The following is a 15940-nucleotide window of genomic DNA, read 5'->3' on the forward strand; positions in this document are numbered from 1 at the left end:
GCCGCGCGCGACCGGCGCGGATGCGCGGGCAGGATGGAAACCATGGCGTTGCCCGATCTCACCGACCATGCGCTCGACCTCGACGACGTCAGCGTGGCACGCGGGCGCGGCGGCCAGGCCGTGCGGGCCGTCGACGGCGTCTCGTGGCGCGTCCCGTACGGCGGCGCGCTCGTCGTGTCCGGGGCGACCGGGTCCGGCAAGTCGGCGCTGGCCGCCGCGATCGCGGGCCGCGAGACGCGCGTGACGCGCATCGTCGGGGGCGCGGCCCGGGTGTGCGGCGTGAACGCGCGGCGACCCGGGCGATCGCGCAGCGTGTGGACGTATCGCGTCGGTTACCTCGCGCAGGACGGCGGCCCCGCGCTCAACCGCGATCTGACGGTCGGCGAGTCGATCGTCGAGCCGATCGTGGAGCGGGACGCGCATGTGGACCGGCGCCGGCTCGAGCAGCGCGTCTCGCGCCTGCTCGACGAGGTGCGCCTGCCGCTCGGCGCGGCGGCGCGGTACCCGCACGAGCTCAGCGCGGGCATGCGCCAGCGCGTGGCGCTGGCGCGCGCCCTGGTGCTGGATCCGCGCCTGCTGGTCGCGGACGAGCCGCTCGCGGGCATCGACGTCGAGGTGCGACACGTCGTGCGCGACGCGATTCTCGCCCGGCGCGCGCAGTGGGGCATGGCCCTCCTCGCGGTCTCGAACGACGACGCGTTCGCGGAGGAGCTCTCCGCGGATCGCATCGTGCTCGAGGGCGGGCACGTGACGGCGGTGCAGCGAAGCGGATCCGAGCCGCTCGCGACGCCCGGTGCGGCGTCGGCCGCCGCGTTCCTCTCCGGCGAGCCGCGACGCGCCCGGTGAGCGCGCCCGTTTCGCGTTCGAGGCGCATCGTTTGCTAAGCTGTTCGAGTTGCGCACGTAGCGCGTCGCACGTTTTCCTCGGTAGCTCAATGGCAGAGCAATCGGCTGTTAACCGATAGGTTGTTGGTTCGAGTCCAACCCGGGGAGCCAGCAAAAACCCCCGAAGCTCGCAGAGCCTCGGGGGTTTTCTCGCGCCAGGCCGGGGCGGATCCGCACGCCGCGGATCCGCCCCAGGCTCAGGCGCCGAAGCCCTCGAGCGTGCCCTCGGTCTGCGTGATGGAGGCGCCGTCCTCGGACTGGAAGATCAGGCACTGGATCTTGTCGTCGCCGTCGGCCCAGGACATCTCGGTAGGGGAGTAGTACGTGAAGTACAGGGTCTCGGAGTCCTCGTACGCGATGCCGGCAAAGTCCTCGAACGCGTTGTAGCACCGCTCGTCCGCGTCGGCCTGGATCTCCTCGACGCCGGGCCACGCCGACCCGAGGTCGAGCGCGTACTCGTGGTAGAACTCGTAGTCGTGCGGCTCGTCGCAGGGCACGACCTCGACGCTCTGGACCTCGTCGGATTCCTCACCGGGGCCGAGCAGGCAGTCGCCGACCTGGATGTCGAAGACGGACTCGGTGCCGGACTCGGTCACCTCCGACGTGTCCTCGTCGCGCTGGGCGCCGCCTGTGAGGTCGCTAATGGCGCCGCACCCCGTGAGCGCGGAGGCGACGACGAGACCCGCGCCGGCCAGGGCGAGGGCGTGACGGGGGCGGAGTCGTGCGGAGGTAATCATGGTCTCGTCCTGTCTGTGCGGTGCATGCGAAAGGGCGGCCGGCTGCGGGCCGGTCGTGCGTGTCCCCGCGGGCCAGGATAGCCGCTCGGCCGCCGGGGCACGACGGACCCTACGGCGTGACGTCGTCGGACCCGGGGGTCCAGCTCGCCCCCGGGCGGCCCCATCCCCGCTTCTTGGAGATCTTCTGCGCGGTCTTCCAGTCGCGATCCGAGACGCGGTCGATGTAGATCACGCCGTCGAGGTGGTCGAACTCGTGCTGCATGATGCGGGCGCGCCAGCCCGAGACCTCGATGCGCACGGCGGCGCCCGCGAGGTCCGTGCCGGTGACGACGACGCGGTCGGACCGCCGGAGCGGGAAGCTCTCGCCGGGGAAGGAGAGGCACCCCTCGGACTCCTCGTCCTCGTCCGGCTCGCCCGGCTCCGTCGGCACCATCCACAGTTCCGGGTTGATGACCTCGCCGCGCCACGGGGCGCCGTCGTCGTCCTCGTAGGTGTACGTGTAGATCCGCAGGGCCACACCCACCTGCGGGGCCGCGAGACCGACGCCCGGGGCCGCGTCCATCGTCTCGTACATGTCGGCGACGAGGGTCCGGATCTCGTCCGTGACCGCCTCGACGGGGTCGGCGGGGGCGTGGAGGACGGGGTCGCCCCAGATGCGAATGGGCAAGATGGCCATGCGGTCAGCGTATCCCGCCGACCCGCGCGAACCCTCGGGACACCTCCATGGCGGGGCGGGCCGCGCCCAGTAGGCTCGTACCCGTGATGACGCAGATCGCGAGCGCGGGCGTATCGACCGACGAGATCGTGGGGCTGTTCGATAACCCCGCGCTGCTTTTGGGGATCCCGCTCGCGATCGCGGGGGCGGTCTTCATGTCGCTCGGGGCGCAGTTCCAGAGCCAGGGTGTGCGCAAGGTCGAGCGGCTGTCCGGATCCTCGGGGCGGAGCGGCCTGGCCGGCGGTCACGTCCTCTCCCTCGTCCGCCGACCGTCGTGGCTCATCGGGACCGCGCTGCTCGGCGCCGCGATCCTGTGCCAGCTCTCGGCGCTCGCCGTTGCGCCGCTCATCGTCGTGCAGCCCCTGGGCGCGATCTCCCTCGTCATCACGACGCTGCTGAACGCGCAGGCCACGGGCCACACGCCGACGCGCGCCTCGCTGACCTCCATCGGGCTGTGCATCGGGGGCATCTTCGTCTTCGTGCTCTTCGCCGCCCTGTACGCCGTCGAGACGCCGCTCGAGGAGCGCCAGCTCTTCATGCTGCTCGCCATCCTGCTCGTCGTCCTCATCGTCGTGGGCGTCGCGTGGCTCGTCTTCCGCCAGCGCGCGGGCGCGCTGTTCTACATCAGCGCGGCCGGGGTCCTCTACGGCTTCGTCGCGACCCTCGCGAAGGTGGTCATCAAGCGCTTCCAGGCCGCGGACATCGACTTCGCGACGATCGCGTGTCTGATCGCGCTCGTCGCGGCGGCGGCGGCGGGCGCCTACTTCGTGCAGACCGCGTATTCGGCGGGCCCGCCTGACCTCGTCATCGCGGGGCTCACCGTGATCGACCCGATCGTCGCCGTCATCATCGGCGCGAGCCTGCTGGGCGAGGCGGCGAACACCCCCGTGTGGACGCTGATCGTGTGGGTGGTCGCGGGCGGCGTCGCCGCCGTCGGCGTCGTCATGCTCGCCCGGAGCCACCCGCAGGTCATCAGCGAGAGCCAGGAGCTCCCGATCACGCGCGGCAGCGGCACGGATCCCGAATCGCCGCCCGAGTCCCGGTAGGCTCGAACCTATCCCGGGGCGGTAGCCAAGATGGTCAAGGCAGCGAGCTCATAACTCGACGATCCGTGGGTTCAAGTCCCACCCGCCCCACCGTGTGACCTCGCGCGCACGTCTCGTGACGCGCGCGCATCGCCTGCGCGGCGGCGAACCGCGTGTTGTGTATCTCGCGCGGGTGGGACACAATACGAAGACATCCGAATACGCACGTCATCGCCTGATCGAGAACCGGCAGGTGCGGAGGGGAAGCCGCACCTGAAGAAACGGAGAGATCATGGCGACACCGGTTGCGCGCGGAGTGGTCTTCATCCACTCGGCACCTAAGGCGCTGTGCCCCCACCTCGAGTGGGCGGTCGGGCGCTCCATTGGGCGTGCCGTGAACTTCGCGTGGCAGGACCAGCCGGCGCTATCCGGCGCGCGCCGCGCCGAGTTCGTGTGGGATGGCTACGCCGGCACGGGCGCGGCGATCGCGACGGCGATCCGCGGCTGGGAGCATCTCCGCTTCGAGGTGACCGAGGAGCCGACGCCCGGGACCACGGGCGGTCGCTGGATGCACACCCCGGACCTCGGGGTGCACTTCTCGCAGATGGACGCCGGCGGCAGCGTGGTCGTCCCGGAGGAGCGGATCCGCGCGGCCCTCGAGCTCCGCGATGCCCTCGACGTGCGCCGCGAGCTCGACGTGGCGCTCGGCACGGCCTGGGACGACGAGCTCGAGATCTTCCGCACGGCGGGGGACGACGCCCCCGTGGTCTGGCTGCACAAGGTCGGCTGAGACCCCGACGCAGCCCACACAGCTCAGCGCCCTCCGGGAGAGAACTCCCGGAGGGCGCTGTACGTGCGTGCGGCGTCAGCCGTCGTAGGTCGCGAACGCGGCGACGGCGTTGTGGCCGCCGAAGCCGAACGAGTTGCTGATCGCCAGCTGCGGCCCGTCCGCGAGCTCCTGCGGCTCCGACGCGGCGCGTACCGGGATGGCCGGGTCCTGGTTGGCGAGGTTGATCGTCGGCGGCGCGACGCGCTCCTGGATCGCGCGGACCGTGAAGACCGACTCGATCGCACCCGTCCCGCCGAGGAGGTGGCCCGTTGAGGCCTTCGTCGCGGACACGGGGATCTGCGTCGCGCGGTCGCCGAAGACGTTCCGCATCGCGGCGAACTCGGCCGGGTCGCCCACCGGGGTGGACGTCGCGTGGGCGTTGATGTGCGTGACGTCGTCGGGCGTCTTTCCCGCCTGCGCGAGCGCGTTCAGCATCGCGCGGGTTGCTCCCGCGCCCGAGGGGTCGTTCGCCGTGATGTGGTGCGAGTCGGCGGTGACGCCGGTGCCCGCGAGGACGGCGTGGATCCGCGCACCGCGCGCGAGCGCGTGCTCCTCGGTCTCCAGCACGAGCACGGCCGCGCCCTCGCCCATCACGAACCCGTCGCGGTCGCTGTCGAAGGGGCGCGAGGCCGTCTCCGGCGAGTCGTTGCGGCGCGACAGGGCCTGCATGGAGGCGAACGAGGCGATGGTGATCGGGTGGATCGCCGACTCGGCGCCGCCCGCGATGATGATGTCGGCGTCGCCCGCCTGCAGGTGCTCGTATGCGCTCGCGAGCGACTCGACGCTCGACGCGCACGCGGACGCGACGGTGCGCGCGAACGCCTTTGCGCCGAAGTGGAGCGAGAGGAATCCGGCCGCCGAGTTCGGCATGAGCATCGGAACCGTCATCGGCATGACGCGACGCGGTCCCTTCTCGCGCAGCGTGTCCCAGGCGTTCAGCAGCGTCCAGACGCCGCCGATGCCGGTCGCGAAGTCGACGCCGAGGCGCTCGGGGTCCACCTCGGGCGCGCCCGCGTCCTCCCAGGCCTCCTTCGCGGCGACGAGCGCGAACTGCGTCGAGATGTCGAGGCGCTTCGCCGTGGGGCGATCGAGGATCTCTTCCGGCCGCACGATCGCCTCGGCGGCGAAGGTGACGGGGAGGTTGTACTCCTCGACCCACTCGTGCTCGAGGGCGCGCGCGCCCGAGGCGCCGCCCAGGAGGTTCTTCCAGTTGTCGGCGACCGTTCCGCCGATTGCGGACGTGGCGCCCATGCCCGTCACGACGATGCGCTTGGTCATTGGTGGTTTCCTTGCTCCGAATGTTCAGGTGGGACGACGGTGCCGCGCCGCGCACGGCGACGCGGCACCGTCACGCATCACTCCGAGTGGGAGGTGATGAAGTCGACGGCGTCCTTCACCGTCTTGAGGTTCTTGACCTCGTCGTCGGGGATGGTCACGCCGAACTTCTCCTCGGCGTTGACGACGATCGTCATCATCGAGATCGAGTCGATGTCGAGGTCGTCCGTGAAGGACTTCTCGAGCGCGACCTCGCCGGCGTCGATTCCGGTCTCGTCGGTGATGAGCTCGGCCAGGCCCGCGAGGACCTCGTCGGTGTTGAGTGCCATGGGGATGTCTCCTTGTCGTGGCGATGGGGGATTCGGATTCAACGGAAACCGCCTCACAGTCTATGGGCGGCGCCGCCGATGTCAGGGGAGGACGACGACCTGCGCGGCGTAGACGAGGCCCGCGCCGAAGCCGATCTGCAGCGAGAGGCCCCCCGACAGCTCGGGGTTCTCCTCGAGAAGGCGGTGCGTGGCGAGCGGGATCGACGCGGCCGACGTGTTGCCGGTCGTCTCGATGTCGCGGCCGATCTTGACCGTGTCGGGCAGGCCGAGCTGCTTCGCGAACTCGTCGATGATCCGGCCGTTCGCCTGGTGCGGGACGAAGGCGGCGAGGTCCTCCGGCGCGACGCCGGCGTCGTCGAGCGCCTTCTTGGCGACCTTCACCATGTCCCAGACCGCCCAGCGGAAGACGCTCGGGCCCTCCTGGCGCAGCGTGGGCCAGGGGGCGGTGCCGTTGCGGAACTCGACGAGCGTGTGGTTCATCCCGACGAGGTCGCCACGCGATCCGTCGGATCCCCACTGCGACACGGACACGCCGGGGGTCTCGCTCGGGCCGAGCACGGCGGCGCCGGCGCCGTCGCCCAGGAGGAACGAGATCGAGCGGTCGGTCGGGTCGACGATGTCGCTGAGCTTCTCGGCCCCGATGACCACGGCGTAGGTCGCGGCGCCCGTGCGGATGAGGGCGTCCGCCTGCGCAATGCCGTAGCAGTAGCCAGCGCACGCGGCGTTCTGGTCGTAGGCGGCGGCCGGCGTCGCGCCGATCGCGTCGGCCACGAGCGCGGCCATGGAGGGCGTCTGCTGGACGTTGCTGATGGTGCCGCAGATGACGAGGTCAATCTGCGCGGGGTCGATGCCCGACTTCTCGACGGCCTCCTTCGCCGCGGCGATCGCGAGGTCCGTCGCGCTCGTCGTGGCGTTCGCCCGGGCGCGCGTCGCGATCCCGGTGCGCTGGCGGATCCACTCGTCGCTCGAGTTGATGGGGCCGACGATGTCGTCGTTCGGCACGGCGTTCTCGCCGCGCGCGGCGCCCATCGCGAGGATTCGCGAGTAGGCGTGGACGGGGGCGGCGTGGAGGGCAGCGGTCATGTCTTCTTCCTGCGGCCGGGGTCAGTGGTCGGTGGCGGCGAGAAGGTCGCGGGCCGCGGCCAGGTCGTCGGGGGTCTTGAGGGCGACGGTGGGCGTCCCGCGCATGCCGCGCTTGGCGAGGCCGACGAGCGCGCCGGCGGGCGCGAACTCCACGAGGCCGGCCGCGCCGGCATCGGCGAACCCGGCCATGCAGAGGTCCCAGCGGACGGGGTTCTGCACCTGATGCACGATGAGCTCGAGGGCGCGCGCGCCCGACGCCACGACCGTGCCGTCGCTGTTGGTCCACAGGCGGGTCGCGGGATCGCGCGGATCGCCGAGCGCCGACACGGCGTCGGCGAGCGCGCCGGCGGCGGGCGCCATGAATGCGGTGTGGAACGCGCCGGCCACCTGGAGGGAGATCACGCGTGCCCCGCGGGGCGCGGACTCCGCCAGCGCCGCGAGCCCGGGGAGCTCGCCCGCCGCGACGATCTGGCCCGCGCCGTTGTAGTTGGCGGGGGACAGGCCGGCGTCCGCGATCGCCTGGAGGACCGCGTCCTCGGTGCCGCCCACGACGGCGCTCATGCCCGTCTCGACCTCGGCCGCCGCGTCCGCCATGGCCCGACCGCGCGCGCCGACGAGGCGCATCGCGTCGAGGTCGTCGATGACGTCGGCGGCCGCCAGCGCGGCGATCTCGCCCACCGAGTGGCCCGCGACGCCGCCGAACGCGGCGCGCTCGGCGTCGGTGAGCTGGCGCCAGGCGATGAGGCTCGCGGCGACGATGAGGGGCTGGGCGACGCGCGTGTCGCGGATCTGATCCGCATCCCACTCGGTGCCGGCCGCGACCAGGTCCACGCCGGCCGCGTCCGCGTAGGACGCGAGGCGCTCGCGGACGCCGTCGAGGTCGAGCCAGGGGAGGAGGAAGCCGGGGGTCTGTGAGCCCTGTCCGGGGAATGCGGCGACAATCACCCGATCCATTCTTCCCCCGCGCGGCGCACGGACCCTGGCGCCACTCTCACAAGAATCGCGGCGCCCGTTGTCCATGGCCTCCAAGGTCGATCAGGAGCGCTCAGTGCGCCGGGCGCCCTGCCGGCGGCGCGACACCTCGGAGGATCCGATCGAGCCGAGGATCAGGGCCGTCTGCAGGATGAGCGCCTCGCGTGGGCCCGTCGCGTCCCAGCCGATCACGTCGCTCACGCGCTTCAGGCGATACCGGACCGTGTTCGGGTGGACGAAGAGGTCGCGCGCCGTGGCCTCGAGCGAGCGGCCGTTGTCGAGGTAGCTCCACAGGGTCGTGACGAGGTCCGTCGAGTGGCCCTCGAGCGGGCGGTAGATCCGCTCGACGAGGGTCTTCTTCGCCACCACGTCCCCCGCGAGCGCCCGCTCGGGGAGGAGATCGTCGGCCTCCACGGGCCGCGGGGCGCTGCGCCACGACGCGGCGACCGCGAACCCCGCGAGGGCCGCGCGGGCGCTCCGACTCGCATCGACGAGCGCCGGCATCGTGGGCCCGAGCACGAGGTGGCCCTGGCCGAAATAGGGCTCGAGCTGGGTCGCGATCTCCCGGAAGGCGAGCTGGTCCTCCTCGGGCCCGGGCTCCGCGCCCGGGGCGACGGCGCGGCCCAGGACGAGCACGAGCCGTGACCCCTGGACGCCGATGAGCACGTCGACCCCCATCTTGCGCGCCTTGCGTCGGACCTGGTCGACGTCGAAGGCCGGCGGCGTCGTGCCGACGAGGACGCTCACCTCGCCGTGGCCGTGCCAGCCGAGCGCCGCGATCCGACTCGGGAGCTCGTCGTCGGTCTCGCCCGTCAGGATCGTGTCGACGACGAGCGCCTCCAGGCGCGCGTCCCAGAGCCCGCGGGACTCGGCGGCGCGGGCGTACACGTCGGCGGCGGTGAAGGCGACCTCACGGGAGTACAGCAGGATCGCCTCGCGCAGGTGATCTCCGCGACCCGCGACCTTCTCCTCCGTCACGTCCACCGTGATCCGCACGAGCTGCAGCGTCTGCTGGAGGCTCACGCTGCGCAGGAGCTCGCGCGGCGCCGCGGCGAAGATGTCCGCCGCGATCGTCGGGGTCTCGTGCGGGTTCTGGTACCACTCGATGAACGACGTGATGCCGGCCTGAGCGACGAGGCCGACCGCCGAGCGCCGGGCGGGAGGCATGTCGGAGTACCACGGCAGGGACTCCTCGAGCCGCCGCAGCGTGGCCGTCGAGATGTCCCCCGAAATCCGCCGGAGCCAGGCGAGTGTCGCCTTCTTGTCCATCGTTGCGCGCGTGCTGTCCGTCATGTCACTCCCTCGTGCGACAGGCGGGCGGACCCCGAAAGGCCCGCCCGCCTGCGTATCGCGTGGGTCAGGCGTCCCCGCCCGCGTTGCCCGACGCGCCCGCCGTCACGTCGTGAAGGCGGTACTTCTCGATCGCCTCCGCGACGATCCGGCGCTCGACCTTGCCCTGGTCGGCGAGCATCTGCAGCGCCTTGACGACCATCGACGGGCCGTCGATCTTGAAGTGGCGGCGCGCCGCCGCACGGGTGTCGCTGAATCCGAAGCCGTCCGCGCCCAGCGTGCCGTAGGGGCCGGGGATCCAGTTGCGGATCTGGTCCTGCACGGCGTGCATGTAGTCGCTCGTCGCGACGAAGGGCTGGCCCTCGGCATGGCGGAGCTTCTCCGTCACGTACGCGGTGCGCGGCTCGTCGGCCGGGTGGAGGAAGTTGTGCTCGTCGGCCGCGAGGCCGTCCTTGCGCAGCTCGTTCCAGCTCGTCACGGACCACACGTCGGCGACGACGCCCCAGTCCTTCGCGAGCAGCTCCTGCGCCTCGATCGCCCACGGCACGCCGACGCCCGACGCGAGCAGCTGCACGCGGTGACCGTCGCCGGATCCCTCGGAGACGCGGTGGAGGCCCTTGACGATGCCCTCGACGTCCACGCCCTCCGGCTCGGCGGGCTGGCGCATCGGCTCGTTGTACACCGTGAGGTAGTACATCACCTCGGGGTCGGGGTGCGATCCGCCGTACATGCGCTCGATGCCCGACTGCACGATGTGCGAGACCTCGTACCCGAAGGCGGGGTCGTAGATGATCGTCGCGGGGTTCGTCGAGGCCAGCAGCGGCGAGTGGCCGTCCATGTGCTGGGTGCCCTCGCCCGTGAGCGTGGTGCGGCCCGCCGTGGCGCCGATGATGAAGCCCTTGGCCATCTGGTCGCCCGCCGCCCAGAAGGCGTCGCCCGTGCGCTGGTAGCCGAACATCGAGTAGAAGATGTAGACGGGGATCAGCGTCTCGCCGTGCGTCGCGTACGACGTCGACGTGGCCGTGAACGCCGCCGCGGCGCCCGCCTCGTTGATGCCGACGTGCATGATCTGACCCTCGGGGCTCTCCTTGTAGGCGAGCAGCAGGTCGCGGTCGACCGAGAGGTAGTTCTGGCCGTTCGGGTTGTAGATCTTCGCCGAGGGGAAGTAGGAGTCCATGCCGAACGTGCGCGCCTCGTCGGGGATGATCGGCACGATGCGGTTGCCGAATCCCTTGACGCGCATCAGGTCCTTGAGCAAGCGGACGAACGCCATCGTCGTGGCGATCTCCTGGTTGCCGGATCCCTTCTTCGGGAGTGCGTAGTCCTTCTCCTTCGGCAGCTCGAGCGGCACGTTAGTCGTGCGGCGCTCGGGCAGGAAGCCGCCGAGGGAGCGGCGGCGCTCGAGCATGTACTCGATCGTCTCGTCGCCCGCGCCCGGGTGGTAGTACGGCGGACGGTAGGGGTCGTCCTCGAGCTGCTTGTCCGTCACCGGAATCTGCATGGTGTCGCGGAAGAGCTTGAGGTCCTCCAGCGTCATCTTCTTCATCTGGTGGGTCGCGTTACGGCCCTCGAAGTGCGGCCCGAGGCCGTAGCCCTTGATGGTGTGCGCGAGGATCACGGTGGGCTGGCCCTTGTGCTCCATCGCCGCCTTGTACGCGGAGTACACCTTGCGGTAGTCGTGGCCGCCGCGCTGCAGCGCCCAGATCTCCTCGTCGGAGTAGTCCTTGACGAGCTCCAGCGCGCGCGGGTCGCGACCGAAGAAGTTCTCGCGGACGAAGCCGCCGTCCTCGGTCTTGTATGTCTGGAAGTCGCCGTCGGGCGTCGTGTTCATGAGGTTGAGCAGCGCGCCGTCGGTGTCGCGGGCGAGCAGGTCGTCCCAACCGCGGCCCCAGATGAGCTTGATGACGTTCCAGCCCGCGCCGCGGAAGTAGCTCTCGAGCTCCTGGATGATCTTGCCGTTGCCGCGCACCGGGCCGTCGAGGCGCTGGAGGTTGCAGTTGATGACGAACGTGAGGTTGTCGAGGCCCTCGTTCGCGGCGACCTGCAGCTGGCCGCGCGACTCGACCTCGTCCATCTCGCCGTCGCCCAGGTACGCCCAGACGTGCGAGTCGCCGACGGGCTTGATGCCGCGCGCCTCGAGGTACTTGTTCGCCATCGCCTGGTAGATCGCGTTGATCGGCCCGAGGCCCATCGACACGGTCGGGAACTGCCAGAACTCGGGCAGCATGCGCGGGTGCGGGTAGGACGGCAGGCCGACCGGCGCCGCCGACTTCTCCTGGCGGAAGCCGTCGAGCTGCTGCTCGGACAGGCGGCCCTCGAGGAAGGCACGGGCGTACATGCCCGGGGACGCGTGCCCCTGGTAGAAGATCTGGTCGCCGCCGGAGGGGTGGTCCTGGCCGCGGAAGAAGTGGTTGTGCCCGACCTCGTAGAGCGACGCTGCTGACGCGTAGGTCGAGATGTGGCCGCCGACGCCGATGCCGGGGCGCTGAGCGCGGTGCACCGTGATGGCCGCGTTCCAGCGGATCCAGTGGCGGTAGCGCCGCTCGAGCTCTTCGTCGCCGGGGAAGGACGGCTCGTCCTCCGCGGAGATCGTGTTGACGTAGTCCGTCGTCGGCACCATCGGCACGCCGAGCCGGCGCTCCTTGGACCGCGTGAGGAGGCTCAGCATGACCTCGCGCCCGCGCTGCGAGCCCTTGGCATCAACGAGCTGATCGAGCGACTCGCGCCACTCGGCCGTCTCCTCGGGGTCGCTGTCGACGCTGCCCTGCGAGTACGGATCCTGATCGTGAACTGCCACCAGGTGACCTTTCGTCGTGCGGGCAGATCGTGCCCAGATTGTGGATCGTGGCGCGCGACGGGCCCGGCTGTGACCGGACAGGCGTGCGCGTATTGCCCCACACTACCGACTCTTGCGGGGCGCGGTGCACGGCGCGTGCTCTCGGCCACGGGGCGCGGACGCGTAGACTCTTCTCACGTCACGGGTCTTTAGCTCAGCTGGTAGAGCACCTGGTTTACACCCAGGGGGTCGTCGGTTCGATCCCGGCAGGACCCACGTGAATTCCGCGCCCGCAGACCAGCGACTGCTCCTCGATATCGCCGACCTCGACGCCCGCCGCGCCCGCGCCGAGGCGGCGCGGCGCGCGCCGGAACACCAGGCGCGCGTCGCGGAGCTCATCGCCCGCCGTAACGAGCAGGGGCGCGAGCTCGTGGCCCGCTCGAACGCGCGCGACGAGCTGCGCACCGAGCTCGCGCGGATCGAGAGCGACGTCGAGGTCGCGACCAAGCGCATGGCGCGCGACCGCGATCGCCTGACCCAGACGGCCATCGCCCGCGACGCGATCGCGCTCGAGAACGAGATCGCGGCGCTCGAGGCGCGCGTGGATCGCCTCGAGACGGCCGAGCTGGAGACGATGGAACGGGCACAGGCCGCCGAGGCCGCCGTGGCCGAGCAGCAGGCGCTGCTCGATCAGACGACGGCCGAGGGCCAGGCCGCGAGCGCCGCCGGCAAGCAGGCTGTGCAGGCCGCGACGGACGAGATCGCCGCCATCGAGCGGGATCGCGCGGCGGTCGCGGGCCGGGTCCCGGACGACCTGCTCGCGATGTACGACCGGCTCGCGGCGCGGGGCACGGGCGCCGCGCTCTTCCAGCACGGCACGTGCGGCGCCTGCCGCATGACGCTCTCCCCGCGCGACCTCGCCGCGCTGAAGGCGACCGCGGACGACGCCGTGGCGCTGTGCCCCGAGTGCGGTGCGATCCTCGTGCGAACGGCCGAGTCCGGCCTGTGACGGGCGACCCCGGCTCTCCGTGGCCGGGGAAGCGCGACGTCGTCGCGCTGGGGCGAGCGGGCGAGGGCTGGGCCGCGATCGTGCTCGCGGGATCCGCCCCGGGCACGCGGTGGGACCTCGACGCGGGCGCGTGGGCCAGCTGGGTGGCGGAGGTCGAGCGCGGCGGCGGGCCGCGGTGGGTGTGCGCCGACGCGAAGGCGACGGCGGCGCTGCTCCTCGGGGAGGGCGTGCGCCTCGCGCGCTGTTACGACCTGCGACTGGCCCACGACATCCTCGCGAGGTCCGTCCCGGGCGGGCCAGTCTCGGGACCGGCGCCGCGCCCGCGCGCCGACACGCCCGGGGCGCTCTTCGAGCTCGACGCCGAGGGCCCGGACCCCGGCGACGCCGTCGAGGTGGCGCGCGCATGGGAGCGCCAGCAGCGGGCGCTCGCGGGCGCGGCGAACGCGGACCGGCTGCGTCTCCTTCTCGCCGCGGAGTCGGCCGGGGCGCTCGTCGCGGCGGACATGGAGGCGGCGGGCCTGCCCTGGGACCGCGCGCACCACGAGCGGATCCTCGACGCGGAGCTCGGCGCCGCCGACGCGTCGGGGATGCCCGCGCGCATGGCACAGCGTGCGCGGGATGTGCGCCGCGCGCTCGGGCGCGAGGCGCTGGTACTCGACTCGCCGGGGCAGGTGCTCGCGGCGCTTCAGGCGGCGGGCGTGCCCGTCCGATCCACGTCGCGCGGGGAGCTGGTCGAGCACGATCATCCCGCCATCCCGCCGCTTCTGGCCTACAAGAAGCTCGCGCGACTGCACACGGCGAACGGCCGCGAGTGGCTCGCGGCGTGGGCCCCCGCGGGACGCTTTCGGCCTGAGTACGTGCCGGCCGGCGTCGTCACGGGGCGCTGGGCGTCCTCGGGCGGCGGTGCGCTGCAGATCCCGCGGCTGCTGCGCCCCGCCGTGCGCGCGGACCCGGGGTGGCGCATCGTCGCGGCGGACGTGGCGCAGCTGGAGCCGCGAGTGCTCGCGGCCATGGCGCGCGACGAGGCGATGGCGAGCGCGGCACGGGGCGCGGACCTGTACGCCGGCCTCGTCGCCCGCGGCGTCGCCGCCACGCGCGCCGAGGCGAAGGTGGCGATGCTCGGAGCCCTCTACGGCGCGACCTCCGGCGACGCGGGCCGCCTCGTGCCGCGCCTCCGTCGGACGTTCGGCCGCGCGATGCACGTCGTCGACGCGGCGGCGCGGGCGGGGGAGAGGGGCGAGCAGGTGGCGACCTGGCTCGGTCGGACGAGCCCGGATCCGGGAGCGGCGTGGCGCGCGCTGCAGGACGAGGCGGCGGCGGAGGGCGCGCCGGAGGCCGTGCGCGACGCGGCTCGCCGCGCCGCGCGCGAGCAGGGGCGGTTCACCCGCAATTTCGTCGTGCAGGGCACGGCGGCCGAGTGGGCGCTGGCGTGGCTGGCGGACCTGCGGATCCGGCTCGCCCAGATCCCGCCGGTCGACCCGGACCGCGCCGGGACCGGGTCGGGGCCGGCGTTCTCTCGCGTGCCGCACATCGCGTTCTTCCTCCACGACGAGGTCATCCTGCACGTGCCCGCCGAGCGCGCCGACGCCGCGGCGCGGGCCGTGCGCGACGCGGCCGAGGCGGCGGGGCGCCTGCTCTTCGGCGCGTTCCCCCTCGACTTCCCGCTGGACCTCGCCGTTCGAGAGGATGCGGCGAAGGAGTGACGAGCGGCGCGGGCGCCCCGGGTAGACTGGCGGAGCGAATGGGTCGGCCGGACGGCCGCGTCGCGCGCGGAAACGCTGTCGCGCCGAGGAACGTCCGGGCTCCGCAGGGCAGGGTGGTGGGTAACACCCACCCGGAGAGATCCGCGAGACAGTGCAACAGAAAGTAGACCGCCGGCCCCCGGGCCGGTAAGGGTGAAACGGTGGTGTAAGAGACCACCAGGGGCCGCGGCGACGCGGCCCGCTGGGTAAACCTCGCCCGGAGCAAGACCAACAGGGGATGTTGACGCGGCCCGCCGAGTCCCCGGGTAGGTTGCTAGAGCGGCGCGGCAACGCGTCGCCGAGAGAGATGGCCGTCGACGGAGGCAGTGCCTCCCGAACAGAACCCGGCGTATAGGCCGGCCCATTCGCATGAACCGGCCCGACGGCCCCGCGGGATCAGGCGAGCGCGAGGCTCGCGGCGCCGATGATGCCCGCGTTGTTCTGGTGCTCCGCGACGACGATCGGCGCGCGCGTCGTGATCCCCGGCAGGAACTTCTCCGGGTTCTTCGAGACCCCGCCGCCGACGATGATCAGGTCGGGGGAGAAGAGGAACTCGACGTGGGCGTAGAACTTCTGCAGGCGCGACGTCCACTTCGCCCACGAGAGGTCCTCGCGCTCGCGCGCGGTGGGCGCCGCCCACTTCTCGATGCTGTCGCCCTTCCAGATGAGGTGACCGAGCTCCGAGTTCGGGACGAGCTTGCCGTCGAAGAGGAACGCGGATCCGATCCCCGTCCCGAGCGTTGTCATGATCGTCAGCCCCGGCTGCGCCTTCGCGGCCCCGAAGCGCAGCTCCGCGAGGCCGGCGGCGTCGGCGTCGTTGACGAAGTGGATGTCGCGTCCCAGCGCCTGGCTGAACATCGTGTCGGCCTCCAGGCCGATCCACTTGTCCGAGACGTTCGCGGCGGACAGCGTGACGCCCGCCTTGACGATGGCGGGGAAGCAGACGCCGACGGGGAGGTCCGCGGCGTCGGCGCCGAGCAGGTCGACGAGCTCGGTCGCGGTGCGCAGCACGTCGGGAGGGGTCGCGCCCTTCGGCGTGGGAATGCGGACGCGGTCGCTGACGAGCGCTCCCGTCTCGAGGTCGACGATTCCGGCCTTCATGCCGGTGCCGCCGATGTCGATGCCGATCGCACGCTGAGGGGGGTTGGTCATGTCGCTCAGCCTAGAGCGATACGCGCCGCGCGCGAAAACGGCGGCGGCCGGACATTCCGAGAGGGGAATGTCCGGCCGCCGCCGGGAGGGGTCCAGCCGGGTTGGGGGGGAGCGTGTCCCTG

14 protein-coding genes, 3 tRNA genes and 1 other RNA gene are annotated in these 15940 nt (G+C 72.0%); 9 read left to right on the top strand and 9 right to left on the bottom strand.

Annotation, left to right across the window (positions count from 1 at the left end):
• Positions 1–42 precede the first annotated feature (42 nt).
• Positions 43–846 carry an ATP-binding cassette domain-containing protein gene (locus tag G8E01_RS07600; RefSeq protein WP_166318046.1) on the top strand — a complete coding sequence of 268 codons (804 nt, stop codon included), beginning with the start codon at positions 43–45 and terminating at the stop codon, positions 844–846.
• A 74-nt stretch (positions 847–920) separates the two neighbouring features.
• Positions 921–995, top strand: a tRNA-Asn gene (locus tag G8E01_RS07605).
• A gap of 86 nt (positions 996–1081) precedes the next feature.
• Here the strand turns inward: G8E01_RS07605 and G8E01_RS07610 are convergent.
• Entirely contained in the window at positions 1082–1621 is a 540-nt protein-coding gene (locus G8E01_RS07610; RefSeq protein WP_166318049.1) for a septum formation family protein, read from the bottom strand.
• Positions 1622–1730: 109 nt separating this feature from the next.
• Entirely contained in the window at positions 1731–2297 is a 567-nt protein-coding gene (gene def / locus G8E01_RS07615; protein ID WP_166318052.1) for a peptide deformylase, read from the bottom strand.
• Between the two features lie 86 nt (positions 2298–2383).
• Between def and G8E01_RS07620 the strand changes: the two genes are divergently transcribed.
• The 3 genes from G8E01_RS07620 to G8E01_RS07630 all read left to right on the top strand — a co-directional run bounded on the left by G8E01_RS07620 (position 2384) and on the right by G8E01_RS07630 (position 4151).
• Positions 2384–3382, top strand: coding sequence for a DMT family transporter (locus tag G8E01_RS07620; RefSeq protein ID WP_166319794.1), 999 nt, complete (start codon positions 2384–2386; stop codon positions 3380–3382).
• A gap of 15 nt (positions 3383–3397) precedes the next feature.
• A tRNA-Ile gene (locus tag G8E01_RS07625) sits at positions 3398–3472 on the top strand.
• Between the two features lie 181 nt (positions 3473–3653).
• A complete protein-coding gene (locus tag G8E01_RS07630; RefSeq protein WP_166318055.1) occupies positions 3654–4151 on the top strand; it encodes a DUF3145 family protein in 498 nt (165 codons plus the stop codon).
• A gap of 75 nt (positions 4152–4226) precedes the next feature.
• On the opposite strand, the gene G8E01_RS07635 is transcribed toward G8E01_RS07630, so the two are convergent.
• From G8E01_RS07635 to aceE, 6 genes are all read right to left on the bottom strand, one after another.
• Positions 4227–5468, bottom strand: coding sequence for a beta-ketoacyl-[acyl-carrier-protein] synthase family protein (locus tag G8E01_RS07635; protein WP_166318058.1), 1242 nt, complete (start codon positions 5466–5468; stop codon positions 4227–4229).
• 77 nt (positions 5469–5545) lie between these two features.
• A complete protein-coding gene (locus G8E01_RS07640) occupies positions 5546–5794 on the bottom strand; it encodes an acyl carrier protein (RefSeq protein ID WP_155048483.1) in 249 nt (82 codons plus the stop codon).
• 81 nt (positions 5795–5875) lie between these two features.
• Positions 5876–6877 (bottom strand): beta-ketoacyl-ACP synthase III, encoded by a 1002-nt coding sequence (locus G8E01_RS07645; protein WP_155048484.1) that lies wholly within the window; start codon positions 6875–6877, stop codon positions 5876–5878.
• Positions 6878–6898: 21 nt separating this feature from the next.
• Entirely contained in the window at positions 6899–7822 is a 924-nt protein-coding gene (locus tag G8E01_RS07650) for an acyltransferase domain-containing protein (RefSeq protein ID WP_166318061.1), read from the bottom strand.
• Positions 7823–7912: 90 nt separating this feature from the next.
• Complete coding sequence (locus G8E01_RS07655; protein ID WP_166318064.1) at positions 7913–9142, bottom strand: PucR family transcriptional regulator; 1230 nt, start codon at positions 9140–9142, stop codon at positions 7913–7915.
• Between the two features lie 64 nt (positions 9143–9206).
• A complete protein-coding gene (gene aceE, locus G8E01_RS07660) occupies positions 9207–11936 on the bottom strand; it encodes a pyruvate dehydrogenase (acetyl-transferring), homodimeric type (protein ID WP_166318067.1) in 2730 nt (909 codons plus the stop codon).
• Positions 11937–12118: 182 nt separating this feature from the next.
• Between aceE and G8E01_RS07665 the strand changes: the two genes are divergently transcribed.
• The 4 genes from G8E01_RS07665 to rnpB all read left to right on the top strand — a co-directional run bounded on the left by G8E01_RS07665 (position 12119) and on the right by rnpB (position 15034).
• A tRNA-Val gene (locus G8E01_RS07665) sits at positions 12119–12191 on the top strand.
• A gap of 1 nt (position 12192) precedes the next feature.
• Positions 12193–12924 carry a CT398-like coiled coil hairpin domain-containing protein gene (locus G8E01_RS13045; protein ID WP_166318070.1) on the top strand — a complete coding sequence of 244 codons (732 nt, stop codon included), beginning with the start codon at positions 12193–12195 and terminating at the stop codon, positions 12922–12924.
• Positions 12921–14627, top strand: a complete 1707-nt coding sequence (locus G8E01_RS07675) for a bifunctional 3'-5' exonuclease/DNA polymerase (protein ID WP_166318073.1) — start codon at positions 12921–12923, stop codon at positions 14625–14627. Before G8E01_RS13045 ends, G8E01_RS07675 begins: the two co-directional genes overlap by 4 nt.
• A 39-nt stretch (positions 14628–14666) precedes the next feature.
• Positions 14667–15034: RNase P RNA component class A (gene rnpB, locus G8E01_RS07680), an RNA gene on the top strand.
• Positions 15035–15062: 28 nt separating this feature from the next.
• Here the strand turns inward: rnpB and ppgK are convergent.
• Positions 15063–15818, bottom strand: a complete 756-nt coding sequence (ppgK, locus tag G8E01_RS07685) for a polyphosphate--glucose phosphotransferase (RefSeq protein ID WP_166318076.1) — start codon at positions 15816–15818, stop codon at positions 15063–15065.
• Positions 15819–15940 lie beyond the last annotated feature (122 nt).

Origin of the sequence: Microbacterium excoecariae (assembly GCF_011326725.1) — a bacterium.
Classification (GTDB): Bacteria; Actinomycetota; Actinomycetes; order Actinomycetales; family Microbacteriaceae; genus Microbacterium; species Microbacterium excoecariae.

What these genes read in the sequence shown, in the direction of transcription:
- G8E01_RS07610 (WP_166318049.1), bottom strand. Translation starts at nt 1,621, where the DNA reads ATGATTACCTCCGCACGACTCCGCCCCCGTCACGCCCTCGCCCTGGCC.
- G8E01_RS07620 (WP_166319794.1), top strand. Translation starts at nt 2,384, where the DNA reads ATGACGCAGATCGCGAGCGCGGGCGTATCGACCGACGAGATCGTGGGG.
- G8E01_RS07635 (WP_166318058.1), bottom strand. Translation starts at nt 5,468, where the DNA reads ATGACCAAGCGCATCGTCGTGACGGGCATGGGCGCCACGTCCGCAATC.
- ppgK (WP_166318076.1), bottom strand. Translation starts at nt 15,818, where the DNA reads ATGACCAACCCCCCTCAGCGTGCGATCGGCATCGACATCGGCGGCACC.
- G8E01_RS07630 (WP_166318055.1), top strand. Translation starts at nt 3,654, where the DNA reads ATGGCGACACCGGTTGCGCGCGGAGTGGTCTTCATCCACTCGGCACCT.
- def (WP_166318052.1), bottom strand. Translation starts at nt 2,297, where the DNA reads ATGGCCATCTTGCCCATTCGCATCTGGGGCGACCCCGTCCTCCACGCC.
- G8E01_RS07655 (WP_166318064.1), bottom strand. Translation starts at nt 9,142, where the DNA reads ATGACGGACAGCACGCGCGCAACGATGGACAAGAAGGCGACACTCGCC.
- G8E01_RS07600 (WP_166318046.1), top strand. Translation starts at nt 43, where the DNA reads ATGGCGTTGCCCGATCTCACCGACCATGCGCTCGACCTCGACGACGTC.
- G8E01_RS07645 (WP_155048484.1), bottom strand. Translation starts at nt 6,877, where the DNA reads ATGACCGCTGCCCTCCACGCCGCCCCCGTCCACGCCTACTCGCGAATC.
- G8E01_RS07640 (WP_155048483.1), bottom strand. Translation starts at nt 5,794, where the DNA reads ATGGCACTCAACACCGACGAGGTCCTCGCGGGCCTGGCCGAGCTCATC.